The following is a 25835-nucleotide window of genomic DNA, read 5'->3' on the forward strand; positions in this document are numbered from 1 at the left end:
TTAACTCCTGATGGCCCAGAACTGCATTTCCAGCCCGGGGAATTCACCGGCGACGTGGAAGGCAAATCCACTGGCGCCGTTGAGCATTCCCCATGCTTCACTCTGACGGTCCAGTTGGAAGTAGCTATAGCCAGCGTGATAGGGCAATTCACGCGGCGCCACGGGCAAGGGTTCAAGCGGCACGCCGGGCAGCTGCAAACTGATGAGGTCACGAATGCGCTCCACGCTGGCCACTTTAGTTTGCTGCAAGAACAGCTTACGCAGCCGCTCGTTAGGCATATCCGCGCGAACGGCGAGAATGAATTCCGCCGACTCTATAAGACTTAGATCTGACAGCGGCGCAACGAGCAGACCAAAGCGGCGCGCCTGTATTTGAATGGCGACAGCACGCGGTTCAAGTACGGTGGAAAGCGCTTGGCGCAGCATTTTCATCAGCGGCCGAAAAGCACGTTCAGGATGGTCGTGATCGTAGGCTGGGCATTCGGGCGGTAACCGTGACTCATCGGTAAACGTCACCAACTCACAGGCGACTTCATGCATGGTGTCGTAAAGACGCTCAGGATGAAGCTGGCCCAGCCGAGCAAGATGTTGAAAGCGCGGCTGGGCGCGGTTAAGTAGCTGCAACAACATAAAATCAGAGACGTCGGCAACGCCTGCCTGATTTGGCGTAGAGAGCCGCTGCGCAATATTACGCGCCCGCTCTCGCATTAAACCGGCCATCTCTCCCACAAATCGCTGTAGCCTTGGTGCCGCCTGAACATTGAGCAAGGTGGGTAGAAATTGCTCATCAAGCACTAAACTGCCATCCGGGCGACGCTCGACAATACGCGCCACGGATAGGCAGGCGTAGCCACTACGGTCATCACTCTCTAGTAGCAAACGCGGAGAAACCCGCGCCACTTCCAACTCCGCTGTCGCACCATCCCGAGAGTGGAGGTCACGTACGCTGCGTGAAGAGAGACGATAGCGCGCCGGCAGTTCATCTCCTGGCCAGCGCACTTCGCCCACGCCGTCAGTTGCCAGCGGCAGTCCTAAGTAGACCACTTGGTTGGTAATGCTGGCATCGCTGATCTCTAACGGCGTTGGCTCGACATCATCTGCCGGTAGCTGAAAGGCGACACCATCCGGCATAACCCCGCTCGCACGGCTAATGGCAATACGCCCAAAGCTGAGAAATTCATTATTTAACTCCAGCGTATGGAAGCCGTATAAATAGTGGCTAATGCCCTTTAGCCGTGCATCAATTAGCCCTTCTAAGCTGCGCTGCTGTTGCTGGAAATGTTGGGGCTTAATAAACAGGCCTTCACTCCACACCACACGATTTCGGCTGGCCATTACTCCTCCTTCCTTAGCTCTACTTCATTGCCCCGGAGATGAACCAATAAGTGGTAATGCTCGCCACGGCTCTTCACCTTAACGACCTTCTTCCACTCGGCCTCGTTGGGGGTCGCGTAGAAAGCAATCAGCCCGATGTAACGCGTCTCTTCATCGATATCGAAAGGCTCATAAAACTTCCACTGCCCTGGCAGCAGCGTAAAGTCATCGTGGGTGAGATAATTGGTCCCTAACGCCTCCTCCAAATCACCGCTCAGTTGGCCCAGGTCAGCCGCCATCAACATGGAATCATCTTTTAACTGCAGCACCTGAAATCGCAGCGGCGTGCCGTCACCGTCCACATTAGGATTGACGTTTGGCTCAGCAATCATGCTTAGATCAACCATGGTGGGGCGATCTTCGGGGTAGCCGACGGGAATCGATGGATCGCGCATTACCTGCCATGCTTTGCCCGTGGCTTCACGGGTTGAGGCACAGCCTGCCAATAGCAAAATGATGCAAAGTAAACAGGCAAGACGCGCCATGTTTCGCATGCTCATGCGCTGCACGTTCATGCCTCCTCCCGCTGCTGGCGACGCACCGATTGGTCATAGGCTTGTTCAAAGACTTCCCAAAACAGTTTTTGAAAGCCTTGTTGACGACCAGAGTTAAGCTCTCGGTAGTAGTAGTGGTACATCTCCCACGCCCAGCCCCCTTCGTCTTCAATCCGATTACCCGCACCACGGTATGCATGGAAACGCTTAAGGAGTGCTTCAGGCGAAAACGCATCGAGTATTGAGCCCAGCGCATGACTAATCGCCTCCTCGACAGCGGCTTGATGCTGCCCCTGGTGACGCAAACACTCGGCAACCGCCTCCGGCGCTGATAAATGTACGGGGCTACGCTGGGCAGAAAAGAGGGTTTCAGCCGTCTCGCTATAGGACTGACCTAAGCGCAGGGGATTATCCTCTATCGGTTGTAGACGGCGGTCTCGAAGCGGGTACTTACTATCGTTCTGAGACTGCTGCAGAAGCCGCAGACCATCAATAGTGGCGCGCAGCGTTTGTCCTGCCTCTTCCAGAAACGCTTGCTGCTCCTCGCTATCACGGAAGGGTAAGTCTAGGTCTAAGCCTCTTAACAGGGGGTCTGCCCCCACATGACCAAGCGATTGGGTTGTCGGCTTTTGCCAGCGATCTTCCAGTTGCTCCCCAACAGAACGCTCCAAATCATTTATCTGCCGCTCATCCATACCTCTGCTCCTCTGCGTTGTTGTGCCTTTCGGTGTTCTGATGTCGGGAAGGCTTAAGGCTTCCTCATGGCGCTCTTGGTGCTGCCACTGCCCTCGTTGGTTCGGATAGACTGACTCTTGGTGACTGTTTGCTTGATAGGCATGGTCTTGATAGGCATAGTCTTGATACGCTTGTTTGCGATGTGAAAACGGCATCGCGTCAAGCGGCTCAATGGTGTTTGACGACTTATCTTCATGGTCTAACGCCACCATCGGGTCATGCTCAATCGAGCCAGGCAAAGCCCCCCCTAAGGCTTCCATCGGATCACCTTTTTCTGCTTCATGATTGAAGGTTTGCCCAGGTCCTGACGTCCAAACAGCTCCCTGAGTGGTGACCTCGTCATGCTCTTCATCAATCAACGTGGCTAGCGAGTGCACCCCAGGCTGCCATGCATGGCGATCACCGAGATGAACCTTCAAGCGGTACTCGCCAATCATCAGCTCATCACCATCGCGTAGCGCTACCTTTCGATGCCGCCCAATCGGCAGCGTCGTCCGGTTGATAAAGGTGTGGCCACTTAGGTCGACTAGACAGAACTTGCCATCGATTTTGGTGATTTCGGCATGGCTGGGCCTAATTCGCCCGCTATGATCCTGCAATAACCAATTGTCTTGCAGGCCACTACCCAGCGTTCCCCCTTCGTTATGGAAGACAAAACTGCTGGTTGAGCGCCCTTCGAGCTGCTCACTGTTGATGACAACCAAGGTGATGGCGTCTAGTTGATTGAAAGGCATGGATTAACTCGTCATCTGAATGCGGACTCGACGGCGCATGGTGTTGCCGTCGCTTTCTGGATCAACAAAGGTGGTCCATCCGAGCTGGCACGACCCGGCATCGCCCAACCGCATGGGTTTTACCTCGCTATCCAGCAACTCAAGCTCAAGGTCATAGGCCAAAGGCTCACGCAGCACAAAACTCACCAGCGTTTTAAGAGGGCTATGTTCTTCACCATCAGGTAAAAAATCTCTAAATCGCGCTAGGCTTAAACCGCGCAGGCACAGAGCAAATTTGCCATTCACATCCGCAACACGCTCGCCTGCGACCATGTCGCCACCCAATGTCATCCCAGAGGTACCCATACAACTGCGCTGATCCAGAGGAATCTCCACCCAACGCTGCACCCACTCTTCGATCTGTACCTGGGCTAGGTCGAAACAGTGCCCAACAATGCCGCTAACCACATCTGGTGAGCGTGATCGCCCTGCCAAAAGCCCCGCATACGCGAGCATTTTGCTCCAACTGATCGGTGTTTCACCGCGCAGATCACTGTCCGCCAGCCCCACCAAAGCAAATATCGCGGCAGAAAAACCATCTTTCGCATCATCTTGGTAACGAACGTAATGGCGGTATTTACGCCAGCTCCGATGAACGAGCGTTAGCAGCCGATGATTAAAGAAGTTGAGAAAATCACCCGCGGATCCTTCCTGGTGTGCAGCGTTATGCGCCAACGATTCCAAGTAATAGCCTGGGAGCGGCGACTGCGCACCTTGTAGCCCCAGGAAACTGACTTCCATTTCGTATTGGCCAGTTTGGCTTTCACTCAGGGCAAGCACATCGCTGCCCGGGAAGCCCAACGACGCTGAGGCGGTATAGCGCACGCGCTGAAATGGAGGCACGCTACCGCCATGTCGCTGCTCTAAATCATCGCCGTGATGACGGTGCAGCAACTCAACTAGCTGATAAAACTCGTAACGTCGCGCCCCCTGAATAACGGGTGCCAGCGCTACATCAGAGGCTGCTGCCCCACCTGTAAGGTCCATTGATAGCGCTCTTGGTTATGGCGATTAACGACATGCAACTCGTGAAATGAATTGATGCTTGCGTATAGAGAGAAGAATCTCGCCAGCACGCTGCCAAACAGATACAGGCTGCCCTCGTCACCGAAGGCATCTTGGTCCAGTGTCATCACCGAACGCAGTCCACGTACTGGCAACCCTTTGCGCAACCGATCAACAGACTGGGTATCAATTTCAAGAATGCCCGCTAACCTTTTTTGCGCCACCCGCTCTGCCTGCCTGTCCACTAAGGCTCGGAAATCATAAGCACGTAGCACCGAACAAAGCGCATCTCGCTCTAGCAAGGAAAGGTAATTGAGCGACAAATTCGAGATTAATATCCAGAGCAGCCCGTCATCTAGAGCAGGGCGAAGCACCGGCGTCGGCCGGGTAATATTGCGGAAGGTCGCGTACGCAGGGCTCTTCTCGGTCGCTACACACAGATCACCAATGGTCATCTGTTCAGGCAATTCACGATTGCTGCAGGTGAGTTGCAGCGAAATCGTTTCACGGCGGCCAAGACAGTCACGTTCGTCCCCTCGGACAAAGGCGATGTCGTGATCGAAACCGTCGCTGCGCAGGCTGTCGCGTACACGGACCCGGTAATAAAGCGCCTCACGCCCCCGGTCACGTTCAATTTGATGCTGAAAACTCTCGAAAGGCACATAACCGCGCGGCTTTTCTTGCCGCCCGGTTTTCTCTCCTTCGAGATAGCCCTGGACATCATCAACACTAAAAACTTCATAGTGGGAAGGCGCGCGACTATTAGGCCGTATGCGGTACTCGCTACGCTCGCCGCTCAAATCAATAGGTTCAGCATCATGCTCAAAAAGGTTGATCGCCGGTGTACAGTAAAGCGCTAGATGCTCATCCTGCACTCGAGCATCGGTTGGCAGGAGGCGAGAAAACACAAAGCGCAGCGTGACGTTACTGGCCGTATCCGCCGACAAATAATGCCCGAGCCCTAAAATATCGAAAAAATGGAAAGCCTCTGGAAAACAGAGGTACTCCTGCAGGATGCGATACCCTTGATGTACATTCTGCGGGTAAGGCAAAAGCGCTTGCTCGCGTTCAAACCCGACAGCCTTAAGCGCATCAGCAGGTAAGCGCTGCGTATGGCCATCGATTTCGAGCTCTAGCCGTGAAAGATAATGGCTCATCCATAAATAGAGTGTTCGTGCCGTGTAACCATCCCCGCCGAGATGCAAACGCAGTGAGTCGATACCCATAGCGTTTAGCGGTTGGTCGCTGCGCACCTCCATCGCGAGTTCCACGATAGAGGACTCTCGTGTATGACGTGCTTCAACGCCTACTGGCGCTAGTGGATACAGCGTCACATCGTGGCACGTTCTAAACAGACACGACGTGCCTTCAATCGGCTCACTGGAAAGCTCAGTCCCGCGCTCAACCCGCTGTTGTTGGCTCAAGGAGTACCAACTAGGGGTAAATTGCACCACCGTCATACTGGGCACAGGCCGTAAGTAATTCGGCCACAGCATGCTGATTAGCGAGTGCGTAAGCTCGGGAAACTCATCCTCCACTTTTTCACGCATGCGCCCTGTAAGAAAGGCAAAACCTTCTAGCAAACGCTCTACGTCAGGATCCGTGCTGCGCTCAGACAAAAAGCGACTTAGACCAGGGTTTGCATCGGCAAACTCCCGCCCTTGGCGCTTTAAAAAATTGAGCTCGTCACGGTAATAGCGATTCAGCATTCGTGCCTCTCAGGCCTATCAGTTGAGACACTGATAACGCTTGTTGTTAAGCAACAAATCAATCGTCGCTTGGGTGTTTTCTCTACCTAACGCGACAGTGGCATGCACCTGAAAGCGCAGTTGCAACGGATCGCCATGATGAGGCAAAGACTCTACTTCCACACGTTTGACTCGGGGCTCATAACGTTCAATGCACTGACAAATGGCCTGCTGAACATTACGTTCCAAGTCCAGCACACCAATTGTGGCGTCGTTAAAGTCGAGTAAACCTAACTCCGGCGCGCAGGCACTGTTCCCTGGATGGCTATTTAGCAACTCCACCAAGTGGCGCTTAACCGACTCGACCACCCCGACCAGCTCGTCACCTTCCTTGCGCTGAACTGGCTGATCTGGAGCAGCGAGTCTTTCAAACAAGCGGCTTCCTAATAACTCATTCCCCAACAGCCCGCTGTCAGTTGCCATGACTGTCGTCCTTTACTCTTTGTCGAGGCGACCAACAAGTGAGAGCTCGAAGTTGGCACCCATGTATTTAAAGTGCGGACGTACCGCCATAGAAACCTGGTACCAGCCTGGATCACCCTCGACATCCGACACCTGGATAGAGGCGGCGCGCAGCGGACGGCGGCTGCGGACATCAGCTGGTGGATTTTCTTGATCGGCAACGTACTGACGGATCCAAGCGTTAAGCTCACGCTCCAAATCCTGGCGTTCTTTCCATGAACCGATTTGCTCGCGCTGAAGCACTTTGACGTAGTGAGCCAAGCGATTAATGATGAACATGTAGGGAAGCTGGGTGCCCAGTTTAAAATTGGTCTCGGCGGCTTTACCCTCTGCGGTATTTGGAAAAACCTTAGGCTTTTGAACAGAGTTGGCTGAGAAGAAGGCTGCATTATCACTACCCTTACGCATGGTTAATGAAATGAACCCTTCTTCAGCCATTTCAAACTCACGCCGGTCAGTAATGAGCACCTCGGTAGGAATTTTGGCCTGCAACTGGCCAAATGCTTCGTAGGTATGCACTGGCAAGTTTTCGACCGCACCGCCACTTTGCGGGCCAATAATATTGGGACACCAACGGTACTTGGCGAAGCTATCCGTGAGACGTTCCGCCAGCAAATAAGAGGTATTACCCCATAAATAATGCTCGTGGTTTTCACTAACGTCTTCGCGGTAGTTAAAGCTCTTAATCGGATTTTCTATTGGGTCATAGGGCGTCCGCAACAAGAATCGCGGTGCCGTTAAGCCAAGATATCGTGCGTCTTCAGACTCACGCAGACTGCGCCAACGAGCATATTTAGGCCCTTCAAAAATCGCCTTAAAATCTTTGATATTCGGCAGCTCTTCAAAGCTTTCAATGCCGAAAAAGGACGGTGCAACTGATGACATAAAGGGCGCATGCGCCATAGCGCCAACGGCCGCTGCATGCTGGAGCAGCTTCATATCAGGTGTAGAGGGCGAAAAATCATAGTGGCCAATAATGCCCGCCACAGGCTCTCCGCCAAACTGGCCGTAGCCCGCGTTGTAGACGTGATGATACAACCCGCTCTGACTAATTTCAGGTGCAAACTCAAAGTCTTCAAGCAGTTCCTGCTTGGTGGCATGCAACACATCGAGCTTGATGTTTTCGCGGAAATCAGTGCGATCAACCAGCAGTTTTAAACCTCGCCAAGCTGACTCTAGCTGCTGGAAATTCGACTCGTGCAAAACCTCATCGACCTGATGGCTAATTTTACGGTCCAGCTCGACAATCATGTTATCAACAAGCGCTTTGTTAACCTTTGGAGCTGCTTCATCGCCGTTAAGTAGTTCAGCTATGAAAGCGGCCACTCCCTGCTTGGCAACGTTATAACCTTCATCAGCTGGCGCCATACGCGTCTGCGCCATCACTTGATCAAGCAACGAAACATCTGTTTCAGTCTCTGCAACTGCACTCTGTTGCTTTGCTGTCTTACTCATCGCTGTGCCTCGAATTCGCTGATTTGCAATAAAAAAACGTTGCTAGTGCTGAAGAATTATTGATCTTTATCTGCATCTAGCAATGCCAGCTCATTAAGTAACTGCTGGCGAGCCTCATCGTTTTCTAACAGCTTCTGTAGCCGATCACGGAAAGCGGGCACATTGCCCAGCGGCCCCTTTAACGCAACCAGCGCTTCACGCAACTCGACCAGCTTGCGTAATTCGGGCAACTGCTTTGCAACAGCGTCAGGGGAGAAATCTTCCAGGGATTTGAAGTTAAGATTAACGGCTATATCCGCTGGCTCTTCACTTTCATCTAGGCGATTAGGTACGGCCGTTTGCAGGCTTAAACCCGCTTCACGCATCACTGACTGGAAGTTGTTTTTATCAACAGAAACAGACTGGCGCTCTTCAATAGGGGCCTCCTCCTCACCACCCTTAAAGTCACCGACGACTAACAACTTCAACGGTAGCTCTGTATCTGCCTGTTGATCACCGGTAGCCGGCACATATTTGATGTTGATGCGCTCTTTAGGCGCGACGGTACCTTGCTTTGCCATGATAGTTAGCCCTGGAGAGAGATTTATCAATGTAACCGTGAATGGTTCTCAATCCCGGGAAGGTAACGAATTAAGCAAAGTGTTGCCAAAGCTCATTTTTTTGCTAAAGGCAGTGCACTATGCAACGGCACCAAAAGGTATCTTCATTTTTTGACACGTTAGAAGCTATTTTGGCGAATTTTACTGAAGATAGAGGCGGTGAAAATTTAAATCAGGATGCTAATTTAAATTTGTGAGATATGGCTTACAAATTCTATCGGCAATCTCTTAAGGATATTGACAGAAATAACGCACAAATCATTTTGATAAGAAGTGAATAGTCGTTAAAAAGAGAGGGTAATGAATCATTAATTACTAACTAGAAAATGCCATCCAGTATAATTTCGTTACCAATCAAAACTTAAAATAGCAATTAACTTACTTATAGAGGTGTCTAAAATAGCTACTAAAATAAAATAAGCAACGGGTTGCCACATAAGCAAAGAGTTGCTTAAAGCAGGCAAATTATTGCCTAATAATATTTAATAAAAATAATAAAAAAACTCAAGCACCTGAAAGTTATGGTAAAAAAAATACTGGCACACCATTTGCTCTAACTAAATGTCCACATGACATAATTTTGCTAGTTCACTCAAGGAGCAGATCATGCCAACACCATGTTATATCAGCATCGAAGGCCAAACTCAGGGCAACATCACCGCTGGCGCCTTTACTCCTGATTCTGTCGGCAACATTTATGTTGAAGGCCACGAAGATGAAATGCTGGTTCAAGAGTTCAAGCATGTTGTTACCGTACCGACTGATCCTCAGTCAGGTCAGCCCTCTGGCCAACGTGCTCATAAGCCATTTGTATTCACCGTTGCACTCAACAAATCAGTGCCGCTAATGTACAACGCACTGGCGTCTGGTGAAATGCTGCCTAACGTAGCACTTAAGTGGTACCGGACTTCTGTTGAAGGTAAACAAGAACACTTTTTCACTACTTCACTGACCGATGCCACTATTGTTGACATCAACCTGCGCATGCCGCATGCCCAGGACATCAATAAATCTGAGTTCACTCAGTTGATGGACGTATCACTGGCTTACCGTAAGATTGATTGGGAACACACAGTAGCTGGCACCTCTGGCTCCGACGACTGGCGCGCCCCGATCGAAGGCTAAAAGCCTAGCCGATGCCTGAAACACCAGGCCTGAAACAAACGAAGCCCCTTCCAACTAGAAGGGGCTTCGTCATTATTGAGATCTCATTACTGTCATGTAGCGATTGGTATTTCGGCTCTTCTCATCAACTAAACGAAACGCCCAAGACCAACGGCCGCGCGCAAACGATCCATTGTTACAGCGGCTTCTTCCCGTGCACGCTCTGCACCTTTTTGCAGTACTGATTCGATGTGAGCAGGGTCTTCCATCAACGCATTATAGCGTTCACGGGGCGCACTCAAGTGGGCATTCAAATATTCAAATACTTGGTTTTTCGCATCACCCCAACCAACACCTTCGGCATACTGTTTGCGCAGATCCGCGGTCTCTTCAACTGTCGCGAAGGCGGAGTAAATTTGGAATAACGTGCAGGTATCTGGATCTTTCGGCTCACCAGGCTCCAGGGAGTTGGTTTTGATTTTACGCACCAGCTTTTGAAGCTTTTTCTCGGGAGCAAAGAGCGGGATCGTATTATCGTAGCTTTTGGACATCTTGCGTCCATCCAAACCGTTCAATAGCTGTATTTTGTCGTCTACCACGGCCTCTGGGAGCGTAAAGTGCTGGCCTTTGTAAAGATGGTTAAAACGCCCGGCAATATCGCGAGCCATTTCGATATGCTGAATTTGGTCACGACCCACCGGCACTTTATTGGCGTTAAACATCAATATATCCGCCGCCATCAGCACGGGGTAACCAAAAAGCCCCATGGTGATGCCTTTATCTGGGTCCTGGTTTTCCGCCTCTTCGTTCTCAGCAACGGCTGCTTTGTAGGCGTGGGCGCGGTTCATCAAGCCTTTAGCGCATACGCAGGAGAGCATCCAAGTCAGCTCAGGGATTTCTGGAATATCCGACTGGCGATAAAAAATCGCGTTGTCGGTGTCCAAACCCAGCGCAAGCCAAGTGGCAGCAATTTCTAAGCGTGATTCTTGTACGCGCTTAGGATCAGGGCACTTTATAAGCGCATGGTAATCTGCCAAAAAGTAAAAAGACTGAACGTTGGGATCTTGACTTGCCTCAATAGCAGGCTTGATCGCCCCTACATAGTTACCTAGGTGAGGTGTGCCGGTGGTGGTAATACCGGTAAGAACGCGGGTTTTGTTAGACGCTTGCATATGATATGCAGATCCTTCAGGGTGTAAAAAGACCTAACATACCATAGGTGCTAATCGACATATATTCTCGATCATCTCCATTGCCAATTAAAACCATTGCCGCTCTCACCGGTTGCCTCTGTTTCAATGGCTTGGCTATCTGCGACCACATTTGCTTCGTTATAAATGATGTAGCTGTTATTAAGGGCATTGATTTCCTGCGCCCAAATACTACCTGTTACACGGCTCGAATTGACTGACACCTTCCCGGCTGGTGCATAGATGTTACCGACAAAGTGACTGCCGCTGTTTACGGCGACAGCATCGCCAGCACCCGCGTAACTTGAATTGATTGTAAGCGGGGGTGCCCCGGCTCGTGTTGCTTTTGTATTACCTAATTGAAAATTAGACCAAATATCTGTTTTACCCTGCACAAAAATCTCTAACTGAGCACTTTCATCAATAATAAGGCCATCACTAATACCATTCACGGAAAAGTCTCCATTGACTATCATGCGCAACCGGGAAGGGTTACTTTGTGTATTACTTTCAGACCCACTCACAAAAAAAGTGGGCTCACTAATGAGTCGAAAATCATCTACTACAATCGTATTGTTTCTAACAGGGGAGTGCTTTACCCAGCCAACATCATTCCTATTGCACTGGACCACCCCAGCGTCACAGGCATCAAAGCCTAACAAATTAAGAAAAAAATCAAGGAAGTTAAAGTAACATGCAAAGTCAAATATACTGCAATTACGCTCTTGTCTCCGTTCATCATAGTAAAATAGCCCTTCAGGCGTTAACGTCCACTGGCGACGTTGATAACCTCCAATATCTATATTACCAACACTATTACCATACCCTTGCTTAACTGTATTTCTCTGCTGATTTAATTCAACCAAATCCATAAACACATCACAACGCTGGGGAGTGGAATCAATTCTTGTTTCATTTCCAGCGACAACGGTACCACCATCATGGAAAATAGCCCCTTGAAAATAGGCATCACCCTTAATACCCGAAGACCCCGTTAATACGATATCTCTCTGAGAGCGGGCACTACCATAAGCTTGCGCACTACCATCTAAAGTAATGGCATCACTCGGTTGACTGCCTAAACTATAAAGGAGATTGTAGTTTTGAGATCCCGCTGAGATAAAGCTGGATTGGTTTTGTGAACAGACGTCGTTAGTGGTCCTGCAACTAGCAGCTAATGAGCTACCGCTAATTCGCATACGCTGGCAAGCTATAAAAGGTGCTCGAAAATTCTCAGCCGCCCCGTTCGCGTTAAACACAAGCACTGAGGGGGCTTTCGCCCTTCCCTGAGAGCCCCATGCTTTGATAGTAATTTCGTTATCTTGACGAGTCACTTCGATTTCAACAGAAAGCTCCTCCATCAATGCTTTGAGCTGCTCATCATCAACCGTTACTGGCGTATTGTTTTCGCTTTCCATTACCTGGTTAATGATGCTAGTTAAAACGTCACTATTCTCATCTCTAACAATGTCAGATAAAAAAGACTCACCAGCCATTTGTGATTGAACAGACGCACGATAGTTACCTGCCAAACGCTCATCAATCAACGCGCTCTGCATCCCTGACATGCCTAACATCAGGGCGCCAGAGAGCAGTGCCATCACAATCACTAACGCTGCGCCTTGTTGCTGTTTCATGAGGTTGGCTCTTGTGATGAGATGACTTTATTTCGCTCTGTGACGAGAAATGTGATCACGTCACACATCGCCCTCTCACCTTCTCGGCAATCACCAACCGCCAACGTTACTAAGTGAGATGTGTGATCGTCATTAGATTCAGATAGCACTGGACAGTCTGTAGCTTGATCAACTTGGGCAAGATCCACTATAGGCTGACTTTGTGCGAGGTCTTGCAGGACACAGTAATGGCGAGCAGTACCTTGGGAGTTTCTCTCATCCTGAACGATCGTGTAGTTATCAATATTTCCTTTACGACCGGCTTCAGTCAGAGTACTGACCGCAAAGATTAATGCCTCTTGCTTACGGCTTACTTGGTCGACGGTTTTAAATGTCTGAAAGGTTGTTAAAAACAACTGACCAGCGCCTAAAATGATAACCGTGCCAATAGCCATTGCCACCATCAACTCAACCAACGTAAAGCCATGTTGACGTTGGTTCATGGCAAACTCTCAATGCGCGGGAGGCTAAAGGTATACTCAAACTGGTCATTCACATCATCACTTAAAGCCACGTTGACACGGAACCGGCAGCTAGCATTGCTATTGCTACTTTCAATAACACTGTTGCCTGAGGAGGCGCCACGCAGCGGGGTCTCTTCACTGCTGTTATTAAACCAATGCTCTTTCCATGCAGTTTGAACTGCGGAAGCCACGATATCTTCACAGGTTTGGCCAGCATCCAGAGTTGCCATGTGTGCCCAGAGCCGCTCCTGGGCATCTACTGCAGCAACGCTTACTACTGAACGCTGATAACCCGCATTCGCACTCTGCAGCGCTTTAAGCTGCATGGCTGCTACGCCGATTAGGCCAATCGAAAGGACCACTAAAGCAATCAAAGCCTCTATTAAGCTAAAGCCACGCTGTTGCTTCATGGCTCACCCCGACGAATACTGCCTGTCGTATTGATAACAAGCGTCACAGGAGCAATATTGTCACGCTGTGGAGTGAGCGTGACGTTACAAGGAGAAGCGCCGCAGCCATCAATATCGGCATCGCCTAAACTTTGAAAGATGAGCGAGAAAGCTTGATCCGGCGTAGTGATATTGGTCGAATGCCCTACTCGCATGATCTCATCATCTTCGCGTTGTACGCGGTAACACCACTGCTGACGATCGTTACCCCCGTTTACTCCTTCAACATCGTCGCAATCACCAGGCGGTAAAAACGCTACTAAGACCGGTTGGCGCTGCTTGATCGCTTCGCTACGGGCAAAGCTCAGCACAGAGATAAGTTCGTTTACATCGCCCGCCAATTGTTGTCGGGCAAGAAAACCGGCAAACGCAGGAACCGCCATGATAGCGATGATCGAGGCGATCATCAGCGTCACCAATAGCTCGATCAGGGTAAACCCACGCTGCTTATTCAGTTCACCAGCAGTCATTGGGTAACCTTTCACCGCTCGAACTCAAGGTTATATCACTTGCACAACCATCATTCTGAGTAGTGCTTGCGGTCAGTAAATAACCACTACCGCTAATACTCGCCTCAACCTCATAGTTGTTTTCGGGAGAAGACTCACTAATGGTGCAATCACTATAGGTGTATGAGCGCGTATGACAGCGCTCAAGCTCAGAGGCAGCCTGCATTAGGCCTGCATGGGCGTCGGTTCGTACCGATTTTTGCACGTAGCGGGTATAGCTGGGGTAGGCAATAGAAGCGACAATGCCGATGATCACCAGCACAATCATTAACTCAATGAGGGTAAAGCCGCGCTGGCCGTTTAAGAAAGAACGGCCAGAGGAAGGATGAGAAACATAAGACACGCGGCTTTGCTCCTGTATTAGTTGGCTCATACCGATTCAGTATGTCGCAAACTAATACGCTTTGCATCAGCTGCTGGCGATCACCTTTTCACGCAACTCCTTCGGCATCGAGAAAGTAATGGTTTCTTCGCGACCCTGTAACTCTTCAGGGATCGCAGCACCCAGGGTTTGGAGCTTGGCAATCACACCTTTGACCAACACCTCAGGGGCACTGGCACCAGCGGTCACCCCTACACGCGCCACGTTCTCAAGCCACAGCGGATCGATTTGATCAGCGTTGTCGATCAAGTAAGCGGGCGTGCCCATACGCTCTGAAAGCTCTCGCAAGCGGTTCGAGTTTGAGCTGTTGGGGCTACCTACTACCAACAATAAATCGCTCTGGGACGCTAACTCGCGCACTGCATCCTGACGGTTTTGCGTGGCGTAGCAGATGTCATCATTGCGTGGGCCTTGAATCTCAGCAAACTTCTCACGCAGCGCAGCGATCACCTTCGCGGTATCGTCCATCGAGAGCGTCGTTTGGGTGACGAAAGCCAGCTTGGAGGGATCACGCACTTCTAGTTTAGCGACGTCTTTTTCGTCTTCTACCAGATAGATACGCCCACCGTGGGAGGTGTCATAACGCCCCATCGTGCCTTCGACTTCCGGATGGCCTTCATGGCCGATAAGGATGCACTCCTGACCGCGCTTAGCGTAGCGCAAAACCTCTAAGTGTACCTTGGTCACTAGTGGACAAGTGGCGTCGAACACCTTCAAACCGCGCCGTTCCGCATCGGCTTGGACGGCACGAGAAACACCGTGAGCAGAGAAAATGACGATAACGTCATCCGGCACTTCATCCAGTTCCTCAACAAACACAGCGCCACGGTCGCGCAACGTTTCAACGACAAAGCGGTTATGAACCACCTCATGGCGAACATAGATGGGCGGGCCAAAGACATCCAGTGCGCGATTGACGATATCAATCGCACGATCCACACCGGCACAAAAGCCGCGCGGGTTGGCCAATTTAATTTCGATAGGCTGTGTTTGCTGCGTGCTTGTCATAAGAGCGCCTTGATGCGACGTGGCATCTGCTTAATGAGTGGTCACCGGCTTAACGTCCAGTACTTCTACTTCAAACGTTAGCGTGCGGCCTGCTAATGGGTGATTGAAGTCCACTTCAATACGATCACCATCGATGGTTTTGACCACACCAGGCAATTCCGTTCCCGCTTTATCGGCAAACGACATCACCATACCAATTTCTGGCGGTTCATCGCCAAAATCGGCCCGCTTCAGAGTCTGAATATTTTGCGGGTTATGCTGGCCGAATGCATGTTCGGGAGTGATCTGAAACGTCCCATCCTGGCCGGCCGCCAGGCCTTTAATAGGATGCTCAAAGCCGGGCGGAAGATTGCCATCGCCAAACTCGAAAGTGGCCGGGGCTTTGTCTTTGGTGGAATCCACCAACGTGCCATCCTCTAACTTTAGGGTGAAGTGTAGCGTCACTTCCATGCCTTCATCGATCAGATAGTCGCTCATTGCAGTTCTCAACGTTCGATTAATGGGAAGTTTCGGCTATTTTTTTACGCCGCCGTTCGCCCATAATGGATTCCCAGATTAAAGCGACGGCCCCTAGGGTAATCGCAATATCTGCCACGTTAAACGCTGGGTAGTACCACCCAGCGGCGTGGAAAGAGAGGAAATCGACCACATAGCCATGCACCAAGCGGTCATAAAGGTTGCCCAAGGCGCCACCAATAATCAGCGGAAGCGCAATCGCCAACATCTTTTCGTCGTGCTTGATGCGCGTCAGCCAAACCGTTAGACCCGCACTAGCGCCAATCGCAATAATAGCGAAGAACCAGCGCTGCCAGCCGGGATGGGTAGCTAAAAAGCTGAACGCGGCGCCGGTGTTGTGCAGCAGCGTCAGGTTAAAAAACGGCAGTACTTCCACTGGCTGCGCATAGCCTAGCTGGCTACTGGCCACAAATTTCGTGACCAAATCCAGTACGATCACCGCCACGGCTAGCCATAGCCAGCGCAGCGGCCGACGCATCGTCGGCCGTGCGTTGGTATCAGGCGTATTTCCTTCTTTAAGCATAGTAACGAGTCTCACCGCTGCCTTCGGGAAGATTGCTGATACAGCGTCCGCATAGATCTGGGTGCTCGGCATGCGTGCCTAAATCTGGGCGGTGGTGCCAACAGCGCTCGCACTTGGTGTTGTCGCTGGCGTTGACCGCCACTTTCAAGCCTTCAAGCTCCGTTGGTTCAGCCGCCACATCACCGGCTTCAGCAAGGGGCTTGAGCGTGACTTCGCTGGTGAGCATGACAAAGCGCAGCTCATCGCCCAGTTTAGTCAGCATCGCCTGAAGCTCGTCGCTCACATACAGCGTCACTTCGGCTGCAAGGCTGCCTTTAATCACTTTGGCATTACGGGCGTCTTCCAGGCACTTATTGACCGAGTGCTTAACCTCCAGCACCTGCTCCCAGAAAGCACGACCCATATCTGCACCCTCTTCCAGCGTGCCAAGGTCAGTGTAGTAGGTCTCAAGCAACACGCTGTCGCCACGCTTACCGGGGATGTTCTCGTGAATCTCTTCAGCGGTGAAGGATAGAATCGGCGCGATCCATCGGCTCAGGGCTTCCACCACATGATAGAGCGCGGTTTGCGCGCTACGGCGTGCCAGTGAGTCGGTTTGGGTGGTGTATTGGCGATCCTTGATGACGTCTAGATAGAAGCCACCCAGTTCCCGGGCACAGAAACCGTGCACCTGCTGATACACATCCAGGAAGCGGTACTCTTCGTAGGCTTTTTCAATGCGCGCCTGGAGCTGAGCCGCGCGATCAACGACCCACTGATCCAGTGCCAGCATATCGCCAAACGCTACTTGGTTTTTCTCTGGATCGAAACCGTTAAGGTTCGAAAGCAGAAAGCGTGCGGTATTCCGAATCCGGCGATAGACATCGGAGGTACGCTTCAAAATCTCGTCAGAGACGGCCATTTCACCGGAGTAATCGGTCGATGCCACCCATAGGCGCAGAATGTCGCCGCCTAGCTTATCCATCACTTCCTGCGGCGCGACCACGTTGCCCAGCGACTTGGACTGCTTTCGGCCCTGGGAGTCGACGGTAAAGCCGTGAGTCAGCAGCTGACGATACGGGGGATGACCGTCAATCGCCGAGCCAGTCAGCAGCGATGAGTGGAACCAGCCACGGTGCTGATCAGAGCCTTCCAGGTAGAGATCCGCTCGCGGACCGCTTTCATGGCCGTGGGGGTGCGAGCCTCGCAGTACGTGGCGGTGCGTGGTGCCGGAATCGAACCACACATCGAGTGTATCGGTAACTTTGTCGTAATCCGCCGCTTCCGCGCCCAATAGCTCTGACGGTTCGAGCTTGAACCAGGCGTCGATGCCTTCTAGCTCAACGCGCTTGGCAGCCTCTTCCATCAGTTCAACGGTACGCGGGTGCAGCTCGCCGGTTTGCTTGTGTAAGAAAAACGGGATCGGCACGCCCCAGTTACGCTGGCGGGAGATACACCAATCGGGGCGGTTAGCAATCATGCTGTGTAGGCGCGCCTGCCCCCAGCCGGGCGTAAACGCCGTGGCTTCGATACCTTCAAGGGCACGTTCACGCAGCGTTTTACCGTCTTTGCCTTGAATATCCATGCCCACAAACCATTGCGCCGTGGCACGGTAGATCACCGGCGTTTTATGGCGCCAGCAGTGCATGTAGCTGTGTTTGATCGGAATATGCGCCATCAGCGCATCCACTTCGCGTAGCTTTTCCACGATCTGGGGGTTGGCCTTCCAAATCATCTGACCGCCGAAGAACGGCAGGTTGTCAGCATAAACACCGTTTCCCTGCACCGGGTTGAGCATGTCATCGAACTCCATGCCATGCTCGCGGCAGGTGATAAAGTCATCCATACCGTAAGAGGGCGCAGAGTGAACAATACCAGTACTGCCTACCTCAGACTCGACGTACTCCGCTAGATAAACCGGCGAGAGACGATCATAAAACGGGTGGCGGAAATTGATCAGATCAAGGTTTTTGCCTTGAGTGGTAGCAATTACTTCACCTTGTAACCCAAAGCGCTCCAAACAGCTCTCCACCAGCTCTTCAGCCAGCAGCAGCAGGCGCTCGCCGGTATCGACCAGTGCATAGGTGAACTCGGGGTGAACGTTCAACGCCTGGTTGGCTGGAATGGTCCAGGGCGTGGTGGTCCAGATAACCACCGAAGTGGGCTTGGTCAACTCACTTAAGCCAAAGGCGGCAGCCAGCTTGTCAGCGTCTTCCACCGGGAAGGCGACATCGATAGCATCAGACTTCTTATCAGCGTATTCGACCTCTGCCTCAGCCAGCGCCGAGCCACAGTCAAAGCACCAGTTCACCGGCTTCAAGCCTTTAAACACGTAGCCTGCGTCAACCATTTCGGCCAGGGCACGAATCTCACCCGCTTCATTGGCGAAATCCATGGTGCGGTAGGGGTGATCCCAATCCCCGATAATGCCCAAGCGCACGAAATCGGCCAGTTGTGTTTCAACCTGAGCACCAGCGTATTCACGGCAAAGCTCACGAGCGTGATCCGGCGCCAGGTGCTTGCCATGAGTTGTTTCTACTTTGTGCTCGATAGGCAAACCATGACAGTCCCAACCCGGCACGTAGGGGGCATCGAAACCGGCTAAATTCTTCGATTTAACGATAATATCTTTCAGAATTTTATTAACGGCGTGACCAATATGAATACTGCCGTTGGCATAAGGAGGGCCATCGTGCAGCACAAATAGCGGCGCTCCCGCGCGCGCTTCCCGCAGGCGCTGGTAAATGTTCATATCCTGCCACTGGGAAACCCGGCCCGGCTCTTGCTTCGGCAGCATGCCGCGCATAGGGAAGTCAGTTTCTGGCAAATTCAGCGTGTGCTTATAATCCATAGTCCGGTCAGCCGTCGTTAGCATCAGCGGAAGTCCCCGCCGAAGATGAATCAGAAGAAGCGGTCTCACGCCCAAGTGGGGCCGAGGCCAGCGGAAGAGAATAGTCCTGTTCAGAACTGTTTTGTTCAGAACTGTCTTGGTCAGCGCTGTTTTGCCCACCTATTGCCGCCGTTAACGTTAAATAGTGGCGAGCGCGGGCCTGATCACGTTCTATTTGCGCTTTCAGCGCCTCAAGGCCGTCGAATTTGACCTCACCTCGCAGGCGAGCGCAGGGAAACACCGTCATGCGCTGGCCGTAAAGGTCACCGCTAAAATCGAGCAAGTGTACCTCAAGCGTCGGCCGTTCTGAGCCCACCGTGGGGCGAAAGCCAACATTCGCCACTGCCGGGTAGCGTTCACCATTTGCCAACTCGGCCACCACCGCAAACACCCCACGCAACGTTAATGGCTGAGGTAGCAGCGGCAAGTTAGCGGTGGGTACGCCGATGGTGCGCCCCAACTGTTGATCTCGCACCACGCGGCCATGCAACGAATAAGGGCGGCCCAGCAAGCGCGCGGCGGCAGAAAAATTGCCACTCGCGAGCAAGGTACGCACCCGTGTGCTAGACACCCGCTCGTCGTCAACGGTAAAGGTGCGGGTGTGCTCTACGCCAAACCCCTGCTCACGGCCCACTTCCGCCAGCAGCGCGAAATCACCGCGGCGGTCGCATCCGAAGCGGAAATCATCGCCCACCACCAGGTGCCTAACACCTAGCCCATCAATCAACACCTGATCGATAAATTCGCGCCCGGTGAGGCTACGCAGCGTGTCGTTAAACGGCAGCACCAGAACTTGTTCCGCACCAAAATCGCGAAGCAATCGCACTTTCTCACGCAGGCGCGTTAACCGTGGCGGCGCTTGATCGCCGGCAAAAAACTCCCGTGGCTGGGGCTCGAACACCACTACTGTCAGCGGCACACTCCAGCGTGCGGCATGCTCACGGCACTGCTGAAGGATGGCTTGATGGCCGCGATGCACCCCATCGAAATTACCAATGGTCGCAACGCAGCCACGATGAGCCGCTCTCAAGTTGTGCAGACCTCGAATGACGCGCATGGCACCTCAGCCGTTGGAGGATATAAAGCCTCTGATTATAACGAACCCACACCCTAGGATGCAGTGTTATGAGTGCATTTTAAAATGACGAACGCGTAAACCCAGTGCCGCTAGCCACGCAAAGTAAAGCGAACCGCCTAGTACCACTAACCCCGTGACCCAGCTTATCCGCTGCCAAAGACCAAACGTGAGCCATGACTGCCAGTCCGGTGCAACAAAATAGAGGGCCGCGCACATTAAGGTACTGCCGCCTAACAACTGCACCGCATAGCGCGTCCAGCCTGGCTGAAAGACCAGCACTCCCTGTTTATGCAACAAGTAACCCAGCAGACCCGCATTCAAGAAAGCAGACAACGCGGTGGCTAACGCCAACCCGGCATGGGCCAGTGGCCAAATTAGCAGCAGGTTAAGCACCATATTAGCCACCATGGCGATAATGCCTACCTTGACCGGAGTTTTGGTGTCCTGGCGAGCAAAAAAGCCCGGAGCTAATACCTTGATTAGCATAAAGGCCACCAAGCCGAAGGCGTAAGCACGCAGGCTCATGGCGGCCATCTGAATATCGTTGTCAGTCATCGCACCGTAATGGAACAGCGTAATCAATAGCGGCTCGGCCAGCACCGCTAGCGCCAACGCCGCGGGTAAACCTAACAGCAATACAATGCGGATAGCCCAATCAAGCATGGCGGCAAAGTGCTCTTTGGACTGGTCGGCATGGCGTTTAGAAAGCGCTGGCAAAATTACGGTACCAATAGCCACGCCAAAAACACCCAGTGGCAACTCTACCAAACGATCCGAATAATAGAGCCACGACACGCTACCTGCCGCCAGCAAAGACGCCAAAACGGTATCCAATAGCAGGTTAATTTGCGACACCGACACCCCGAAAAGCGCAGGGCCCATTAGCTTTAGTATGCGACGCACGCCCTCGTGGGCAAAATTAGGCCACGGCGTGGGCATCAACCCCAATCTCAGCAAGAACGGTACTTGAAAAACAAGCTGGGCGGCCCCGGCAATCAACACGCCCCAGGCCAGCGCCATAGCGGGCTCTTCCATTAGCGGCATTAGAAAAAGCGCCGCACCAATCAATGACAAATTCAGCAATACGGGAGTAAACGCCGGCACTGCGAAGCGGTTCCAGGTATTCAATACACTGCCTGAAAACGCAGTCAGCGATATCAGCAATAAATAGGGAAACGTTAAGCGCAGCATATCGGCTGTCAGCGCTAGCTTTTCCGGCTCACTGCCAAAACCGGGGGCAAACACCCAAATCAGCCAAGGCGCACAGAGCATCGCCACGGCGGTAATCAACGCCAACACCGCCGTCAAGCTTCCCGCCGTCGCATTCAGCAGCTCGCGAATTTCTTCACGGTTACGCTGGGTGGAGTACTCTGAAAGCACGGGCACAAAGGCCTGATTGAATGCGCCCTCGGCAAATAGGCGGCGCAGAAAGTTGGGGATCTTAAACGCCACAAAAAACGCATCGGCGCCGTCTCCCGCCCCTAACAAGGTTGCGATAACCACATCCCGCGCCAGCCCCAGCACTCTCGACAGCATGGTCATGGCGCTGACCACAAGCCCAGAGCGCATTAGCCCGCGACGGGCTATTGCGCTACCAGGGGAAGTGTTAGGTGCTTTCTTCACCGTCATAAGCTATCCAGAAAAACCGTCTAGAAGAACCATCCATAAGAAATATCCAGACACAAAAAAACCGGCCGTAGCCGGTTTTTTTTATGGCGCCTGCCGACTTACGCCGCCAGTGCCTTAATACGCTTGTTCAAACGGCTCTTCAGGCGAGCTGCTTTCTTCTTAGACAGCACGTCTTTATCTGCAATGCGGTCAACGACCGGCTGCATGGCCTTGAACTCTTCCATTGCCTTGGCGTGGTCGCCGGTGCTGATCGCTTTCACTACACGCTTGATGTAGGTGCGGACCATGCTGCGCTGGCTGGATTTCAGGACGCGACGGTTCTCGGCCTGGCGGGCGCGCTTGCGAGCTTGCTTGCTGTTCGCCACAGGGTATCTCCTTGGAGAATAAAGGTTACCGATAAAACGGCAACGAAATTAAATATGTGTTCGTCGGCTACGCTGTCATAGCACGACGTTTCCGCAACAACCAATTGATTTGGAAGGCGTATTACCCTACCAAAATGTGTAACAGGCAGTCGAATTAAGCTGCCCGTTCACGAGTCTTGTCTGAGAGGATGGCGTAGTCTATCACGCGCTAAGCGTGCTTGCTAGCGGTTGTCAATACGGAACGACACCACATAAACGCACCGCTCACCTCACTTGCCCTGCCCGATACGCTCTTCGCTCGCTCGCTGCCCCCACACTATAAAATCGGGGTTAAGGAATTGCTCAGGATTAGCATAGCTTAAAGGGTGACCTTGCAGGTTAACCACCCGCCCCCCGGCCTGTTCGACAACTGCCTGGGCCGCTGCGGTATCCCACAGGCTCGTGGGCCCAAAGCGCGGGTACACATCGGCTTTACCTTCGGCGATAAAACACGACTTCAGCGAACTACCCATGGGCTGGATTTCATAGAGGCCCAGGGCAGCCAACCATGACGACATACGCGGGTCAGCATGGGAGCGGCTTCCCAGCACTCGCCAAGGCTGCCCCGGCAAAGGAGGCAATAACGCTTGGATCGCCTGCCACTGCCCATCAGTACCGACCTTAAAAGCGCCCAAGCCATCTGCGGCTAAATAAGTCAGTTGTAAGGCTGGCGCCATCACCCCCCCCAACACCGGTTTTCCTTGAGCAATCAAAGCAATATTAACGGTAAACTCATCGTTACGCTTGATGAACTCTTTCGTGCCATCCAGCGGGTCGACCAGCCAATAAAAGCCCTCAGCGTTAGCGCCTTTGAAGCTTTGAGTATCTTCTTCGGAGAGTATCGGCACTTCAGGGGTGAGAACCTGCAAACCACGGGTAATGATGAGATGCGCCGCTTTATCCGCCTCGGTGAGCGGGCTCTTGTCAGCTTTTATTTCTACGGCGAAGTCGCGGCGATATACTCTCATGATCGCTTCGCCCGCCTCACGGACCAACGTCTCAACGCTTTTTAGCAATACCTTGTTAATAGTGGGCATCTTAACCTCAGCCAGTAAGGATTTAGCCTTTAAGGTACAGCCTGCCCCGTTGGCGCCAATATTTTACGCAAGAAATGGCGCGTTCGCTCATCTTTGGGGGCAGTGAACAACTCCTCTGGCGGCGCTTGCTCAACGATGCCGCCCTCGTCCATAAACACCACGCGATCTGCCACTTCCCTTGCGAACTGCATCTCGTGAGTCACCACAATCATTGTCTGGCGCTCTTCGGCCAGCTGCTTCATCAAGCTCAGCACCTCCTCCACCCACTGGGGATCAAGGGAAGAGGTAGGCTCATCAAACAGGATCACGTCAGCGTTAGCGGCCATGGCACGACCAATACCTACTCGTTGCTGCTGGCCGCCGGAGAGCGAAGCGGGATAAGCATCTGCTTTATCCGCTAGACCAATGCGCTCCAGAATCTCCCTAGCCCGCGCATGGGCCTTCGCCTTAGGCAGTTTATCCACCACGATCATGCCTTCGCTGATATTCTCCAGCGCGGTTTTATTGGCGAACAGGCCGTAGTTCTGAAACACAAATGCCGTACGCCGACGCAGCGCCAAAATGTCTGCCCGGCTAGCGCGCTGGGTATCCACACTCAGGTCGCCCACCTGTAAGCGCCCGGCATCTGGCTTTTCAAGAAAGTTAATACAGCGCAGCAACGTCGATTTACCCGTCCCGGAAGGCCCAATGATCACAATGATCTCGCCCTGAGCAAGGCTCAAGTCGATATCTTGAAACACCGTATGGCCACTAAAACGCTTGGTAATGCCCTGCAGCGAAATCATCGTTGGTAGGCCTTATTCAGGTAAATTTCTAACCGACGCTGCCCCCAGGAGAGCACTTCCACAATCGCCCAATAAATCAGCGCCACCAGCAAGAATGCCTCCAAATAGAGAAAACTACCCGCCGCCTCTTTTTGCGTTGCGCCCATTAATTCAGTCACCCCCAGCGTAAAGGCCAGCGAGGTCGCCTTGATCATATCAATGAAGTAATTCATTAGCGTGGGCGTTGCTACGCGGGTTGCCTGGGGCAAAATGATACGGCGCATTAACTGTGACTGGGTCATGCCGATGGAGAGCGCGGCTTCGGTCTGACTGCGATCGATCCCCACAATGGCCGCACGAATAGACTCGGCCATGTAAGCAGAAAAGTGCAGCGTTAGCCCTAACACTGCCGCCGTTACACCATTGATCGCCACCAGCGCTTCCACCAACTGAGGCAAGCCGTAGTAGAAAAGAAACAGCTGAACCAGCAGCGGCGTACCACGGAAAAACGAAATAAACAGCAGCGAAAACCCGTTTAACACCGGCACTTTTGATACGCGAACCACTGCCAGCAGGCACGCCAGAATCAGCGCAAAGAACATGGCGATAGTCGCCATTTGCAGCGTGAGCGGCAGATAGCGCAGCAGAACCGGCAACAGCCCCCACATATATTCGAGGTTAAGCATGATAATTAAACATAGGCTAAATCGCTTATAAGCAAACGGCCGTGGCAATGCCACGGCCGTGTTAAACGGATTAGGTCAGGCGTTAAGGCTGAGTGATATCAGTATCGAACCATTTTTCGGATATCTCGAGCAATTTACCGTTTTCCCGCAACTCGGTGAGGGCTTCATCAACTCGATCACGCTGTTCCCGGCCCGCTTCGTCATCGCGAAACGGTAACGCGTTCTCAATGGTCGAGAACGGCTTGCCCGCCAGCTCTAATGGCAGGCCTTTCTCTTTAATGACTTGCGTCGCGCTCACGCGATCCATCACAAAGGCTTCTACCCGACCCAGCGCCACATCCTGCTCGATATTGGATTCATAGGTACGAATCTCGATTTCATCGGCGTTCGGTTGTTCACGCAACAGCTGCTCATAGTTCGAGCCCAAATTTACCGCAACACTTTTACCCGATAAATCGTCGACTCCCTGGATAGTGTCATTGCCTTCCCGCACCACAACTTGCGCGCCGTCATACACGTAAGGCTCGGTGAAGGCATACTTGGCTTCGCGCTCAGGGGTAATCGTAATCTGGTTAGCAATGGTATCAATACGCCCAGACTCCAGCATCCCCGCTAGGCCCGAGAAGCTAGCGGTAACGAACTCAATCTCATCACCGGTGATTTCACCCACGGCATTCATGACATCGACTTCAAACCCTTTAAGCTCATCCTGCTCAACGAAGGTAAAGGGGAAGTAACCGCCGGACATACCCACGCGGAGCGTTTCGGCTTGGGCAGTGGCGGCGAATAACCCGCTGGCAACGCTCAATGAGAGCGCAGCTAAAGTAAAATTAAATCGGCGTATTAGTGGCATAGGTCTGATTCCTCGTTAGTCGATATCCCGACGATCCGAATAGCCGCAA

Annotated in this window: 26 protein-coding genes; 1 reads left to right on the forward strand and 25 read right to left on the reverse strand. The window is 52.4% G+C overall.

Annotation, left to right across the window (positions count from 1 at the left end):
- Genes tssK through tssB form a run of 8 tightly spaced genes read right to left on the reverse strand, consistent with a single transcriptional unit; the run spans position 1 to position 8606 of the window.
- Positions 1-1335, reverse strand: a complete 1335-nt coding sequence (gene tssK, locus AC5TBW_RS16005) for a type VI secretion system baseplate subunit TssK (protein ID WP_495509507.1) — start codon at positions 1333-1335, stop codon at positions 1-3.
- Positions 1335-1889: a type VI secretion system lipoprotein TssJ gene (gene tssJ, locus AC5TBW_RS16010; RefSeq protein WP_495509508.1), complete on the reverse strand. Its 555-nt coding sequence runs from the start codon at positions 1887-1889 to the stop codon at positions 1335-1337. Before tssJ ends, tssK begins: the two co-directional genes overlap by 1 nt.
- Complete coding sequence (gene tagH, locus AC5TBW_RS16015) at positions 1886-3337, reverse strand: type VI secretion system-associated FHA domain protein TagH (protein ID WP_495509509.1); 1452 nt, start codon at positions 3335-3337, stop codon at positions 1886-1888. Before tagH ends, tssJ begins: the two co-directional genes overlap by 4 nt.
- A 3-nt stretch (positions 3338-3340) precedes the next feature.
- A complete protein-coding gene (gene tssG, locus AC5TBW_RS16020) occupies positions 3341-4363 on the reverse strand; it encodes a type VI secretion system baseplate subunit TssG (protein ID WP_495509510.1) in 1023 nt (340 codons plus the stop codon).
- A complete protein-coding gene (tssF, locus tag AC5TBW_RS16025; protein ID WP_495509511.1) occupies positions 4327-6090 on the reverse strand; it encodes a type VI secretion system baseplate subunit TssF in 1764 nt (587 codons plus the stop codon). The genes tssG and tssF overlap by 37 nt, the downstream gene beginning before the upstream one ends.
- A gap of 18 nt (positions 6091-6108) precedes the next feature.
- Complete coding sequence (tssE, locus tag AC5TBW_RS16030) at positions 6109-6552, reverse strand: type VI secretion system baseplate subunit TssE (protein WP_495509512.1); 444 nt, start codon at positions 6550-6552, stop codon at positions 6109-6111.
- Between the two features lie 12 nt (positions 6553-6564).
- Positions 6565-8046, reverse strand: a complete 1482-nt coding sequence (gene tssC, locus AC5TBW_RS16035; RefSeq protein ID WP_495509513.1) for a type VI secretion system contractile sheath large subunit — start codon at positions 8044-8046, stop codon at positions 6565-6567.
- 56 nt (positions 8047-8102) lie between these two features.
- A complete protein-coding gene (gene tssB, locus AC5TBW_RS16040) occupies positions 8103-8606 on the reverse strand; it encodes a type VI secretion system contractile sheath small subunit (protein WP_495509514.1) in 504 nt (167 codons plus the stop codon).
- 645 nt (positions 8607-9251) lie between these two features.
- Between tssB and AC5TBW_RS16045 the strand changes: the two genes are divergently transcribed.
- Positions 9252-9770 (forward strand): Hcp family type VI secretion system effector, encoded by a 519-nt coding sequence (locus AC5TBW_RS16045; RefSeq protein ID WP_087105289.1) that lies wholly within the window; start codon positions 9252-9254, stop codon positions 9768-9770.
- Positions 9771-9898: 128 nt separating this feature from the next.
- Here the strand turns inward: AC5TBW_RS16045 and AC5TBW_RS16050 are convergent, their stop codons facing one another.
- From AC5TBW_RS16050 to AC5TBW_RS16130, 17 genes are all read right to left on the reverse strand, one after another.
- Positions 9899-10921 carry a tryptophan--tRNA ligase gene (locus tag AC5TBW_RS16050; RefSeq protein ID WP_495509515.1) on the reverse strand — a complete coding sequence of 341 codons (1023 nt, stop codon included), beginning with the start codon at positions 10919-10921 and terminating at the stop codon, positions 9899-9901.
- Between the two features lie 71 nt (positions 10922-10992).
- Positions 10993-12576 (reverse strand): pilus assembly PilX family protein, encoded by a 1584-nt coding sequence (locus AC5TBW_RS16055; protein WP_495509516.1) that lies wholly within the window; start codon positions 12574-12576, stop codon positions 10993-10995.
- A complete protein-coding gene (locus AC5TBW_RS16060; protein WP_495509517.1) occupies positions 12573-13058 on the reverse strand; it encodes a PilW family protein in 486 nt (161 codons plus the stop codon). Before AC5TBW_RS16060 ends, AC5TBW_RS16055 begins: the two co-directional genes overlap by 4 nt.
- The gene (gene pilV / locus AC5TBW_RS16065; protein ID WP_495509518.1) at positions 13055-13489 is read right to left on the reverse strand and encodes a type IV pilus modification protein PilV; all 435 of its coding nucleotides are present in this window, start codon (positions 13487-13489) and stop codon (positions 13055-13057) included. The genes AC5TBW_RS16060 and pilV overlap by 4 nt, the downstream gene beginning before the upstream one ends.
- On the reverse strand, positions 13486-13998 hold the full coding sequence (locus AC5TBW_RS16070) for a GspH/FimT family pseudopilin (RefSeq protein ID WP_495509519.1): 513 nt from the start codon (positions 13996-13998) through the stop codon (positions 13486-13488). The genes pilV and AC5TBW_RS16070 overlap by 4 nt, the downstream gene beginning before the upstream one ends.
- Positions 13985-14380: a type IV pilin protein gene (locus tag AC5TBW_RS16075; protein WP_495509520.1), complete on the reverse strand. Its 396-nt coding sequence runs from the start codon at positions 14378-14380 to the stop codon at positions 13985-13987. Before AC5TBW_RS16075 ends, AC5TBW_RS16070 begins: the two co-directional genes overlap by 14 nt.
- A gap of 66 nt (positions 14381-14446) precedes the next feature.
- A complete protein-coding gene (gene ispH, locus AC5TBW_RS16080) occupies positions 14447-15427 on the reverse strand; it encodes a 4-hydroxy-3-methylbut-2-enyl diphosphate reductase (RefSeq protein ID WP_495509521.1) in 981 nt (326 codons plus the stop codon).
- Positions 15428-15457: 30 nt separating this feature from the next.
- Positions 15458-15904, reverse strand: a complete 447-nt coding sequence (gene fkpB, locus AC5TBW_RS16085) for an FKBP-type peptidyl-prolyl cis-trans isomerase (RefSeq protein WP_495509522.1) — start codon at positions 15902-15904, stop codon at positions 15458-15460.
- A gap of 19 nt (positions 15905-15923) precedes the next feature.
- Positions 15924-16466 (reverse strand): signal peptidase II, encoded by a 543-nt coding sequence (gene lspA, locus AC5TBW_RS16090; protein ID WP_495509523.1) that lies wholly within the window; start codon positions 16464-16466, stop codon positions 15924-15926.
- Positions 16459-19296, reverse strand: coding sequence for an isoleucine--tRNA ligase (ileS, locus tag AC5TBW_RS16095; RefSeq protein WP_495509524.1), 2838 nt, complete (start codon positions 19294-19296; stop codon positions 16459-16461). The genes lspA and ileS overlap by 8 nt, the downstream gene beginning before the upstream one ends.
- Before the next feature lie 7 nt (positions 19297-19303).
- Entirely contained in the window at positions 19304-20392 is a 1089-nt protein-coding gene (ribF, locus tag AC5TBW_RS16100) for a bifunctional riboflavin kinase/FAD synthetase (protein ID WP_495509525.1), read from the reverse strand.
- 66 nt (positions 20393-20458) lie between these two features.
- The gene (gene murJ / locus AC5TBW_RS16105; protein ID WP_495509526.1) at positions 20459-22042 is read right to left on the reverse strand and encodes a murein biosynthesis integral membrane protein MurJ; all 1584 of its coding nucleotides are present in this window, start codon (positions 22040-22042) and stop codon (positions 20459-20461) included.
- A 98-nt stretch (positions 22043-22140) separates the two neighbouring features.
- The gene (rpsT, locus tag AC5TBW_RS16110; RefSeq protein ID WP_008959243.1) at positions 22141-22407 is read right to left on the reverse strand and encodes a 30S ribosomal protein S20; all 267 of its coding nucleotides are present in this window, start codon (positions 22405-22407) and stop codon (positions 22141-22143) included.
- Positions 22408-22676: 269 nt separating this feature from the next.
- Positions 22677-23483, reverse strand: a complete 807-nt coding sequence (gene cysQ, locus AC5TBW_RS16115) for a 3'(2'),5'-bisphosphate nucleotidase CysQ (RefSeq protein WP_495509527.1) — start codon at positions 23481-23483, stop codon at positions 22677-22679.
- Positions 23484-23512: 29 nt separating this feature from the next.
- Complete coding sequence (locus AC5TBW_RS16120; protein ID WP_495509528.1) at positions 23513-24268, reverse strand: amino acid ABC transporter ATP-binding protein; 756 nt, start codon at positions 24266-24268, stop codon at positions 23513-23515.
- Positions 24265-24933, reverse strand: a complete 669-nt coding sequence (locus tag AC5TBW_RS16125) for an amino acid ABC transporter permease (RefSeq protein WP_495509529.1) — start codon at positions 24931-24933, stop codon at positions 24265-24267. The genes AC5TBW_RS16120 and AC5TBW_RS16125 overlap by 4 nt, the downstream gene beginning before the upstream one ends.
- An 82-nt stretch (positions 24934-25015) precedes the next feature.
- A complete protein-coding gene (locus AC5TBW_RS16130; RefSeq protein ID WP_495509530.1) occupies positions 25016-25786 on the reverse strand; it encodes an amino acid ABC transporter substrate-binding protein in 771 nt (256 codons plus the stop codon).
- Positions 25787-25835 lie beyond the last annotated feature (49 nt).

It is taken from the genome of Vreelandella sp. ssv (assembly GCF_059448525.1).

Coding starts and splice junctions, on each gene's coding strand:
- tssK (WP_495509507.1), bottom strand. CDS start 1,335: ATGGCCAGCCGAAATCGTGTGGTGTGGAGTGAAGGCCTGTTTATTAAG.
- tssJ (WP_495509508.1), bottom strand. CDS start 1,889: ATGAACGTGCAGCGCATGAGCATGCGAAACATGGCGCGTCTTGCCTGT.
- tagH (WP_495509509.1), bottom strand. CDS start 3,337: ATGCCTTTCAATCAACTAGACGCCATCACCTTGGTTGTCATCAACAGT.
- tssG (WP_495509510.1), bottom strand. CDS start 4,363: ATGGACCTTACAGGTGGGGCAGCAGCCTCTGATGTAGCGCTGGCACCC.
- tssF (WP_495509511.1), bottom strand. CDS start 6,090: ATGCTGAATCGCTATTACCGTGACGAGCTCAATTTTTTAAAGCGCCAA.
- tssE (WP_495509512.1), bottom strand. CDS start 6,552: ATGGCAACTGACAGCGGGCTGTTGGGGAATGAGTTATTAGGAAGCCGC.
- tssC (WP_495509513.1), bottom strand. CDS start 8,046: ATGAGTAAGACAGCAAAGCAACAGAGTGCAGTTGCAGAGACTGAAACA.
- tssB (WP_495509514.1), bottom strand. CDS start 8,606: ATGGCAAAGCAAGGTACCGTCGCGCCTAAAGAGCGCATCAACATCAAA.
- AC5TBW_RS16045 (WP_087105289.1), top strand. CDS start 9,252: ATGCCAACACCATGTTATATCAGCATCGAAGGCCAAACTCAGGGCAAC.
- AC5TBW_RS16050 (WP_495509515.1), bottom strand. CDS start 10,921: ATGCAAGCGTCTAACAAAACCCGCGTTCTTACCGGTATTACCACCACC.
- AC5TBW_RS16055 (WP_495509516.1), bottom strand. CDS start 12,576: ATGAAACAGCAACAAGGCGCAGCGTTAGTGATTGTGATGGCACTGCTC.
- AC5TBW_RS16060 (WP_495509517.1), bottom strand. CDS start 13,058: ATGAACCAACGTCAACATGGCTTTACGTTGGTTGAGTTGATGGTGGCA.
- pilV (WP_495509518.1), bottom strand. CDS start 13,489: ATGAAGCAACAGCGTGGCTTTAGCTTAATAGAGGCTTTGATTGCTTTA.
- AC5TBW_RS16070 (WP_495509519.1), bottom strand. CDS start 13,998: ATGACTGCTGGTGAACTGAATAAGCAGCGTGGGTTTACCCTGATCGAG.
- ispH (WP_495509521.1), bottom strand. CDS start 15,427: ATGACAAGCACGCAGCAAACACAGCCTATCGAAATTAAATTGGCCAAC.
- fkpB (WP_495509522.1), bottom strand. CDS start 15,904: ATGAGCGACTATCTGATCGATGAAGGCATGGAAGTGACGCTACACTTC.
- lspA (WP_495509523.1), bottom strand. CDS start 16,466: ATGCTTAAAGAAGGAAATACGCCTGATACCAACGCACGGCCGACGATG.
- ileS (WP_495509524.1), bottom strand. CDS start 19,296: ATGGATTATAAGCACACGCTGAATTTGCCAGAAACTGACTTCCCTATG.
- ribF (WP_495509525.1), bottom strand. CDS start 20,392: ATGCGCGTCATTCGAGGTCTGCACAACTTGAGAGCGGCTCATCGTGGC.
- murJ (WP_495509526.1), bottom strand. CDS start 22,042: ATGACGGTGAAGAAAGCACCTAACACTTCCCCTGGTAGCGCAATAGCC.
- cysQ (WP_495509527.1), bottom strand. CDS start 23,483: ATGCCCACTATTAACAAGGTATTGCTAAAAAGCGTTGAGACGTTGGTC.
- AC5TBW_RS16120 (WP_495509528.1), bottom strand. CDS start 24,268: ATGATTTCGCTGCAGGGCATTACCAAGCGTTTTAGTGGCCATACGGTG.
- AC5TBW_RS16125 (WP_495509529.1), bottom strand. CDS start 24,933: ATGCTTAACCTCGAATATATGTGGGGGCTGTTGCCGGTTCTGCTGCGC.
- AC5TBW_RS16130 (WP_495509530.1), bottom strand. CDS start 25,786: ATGCCACTAATACGCCGATTTAATTTTACTTTAGCTGCGCTCTCATTG.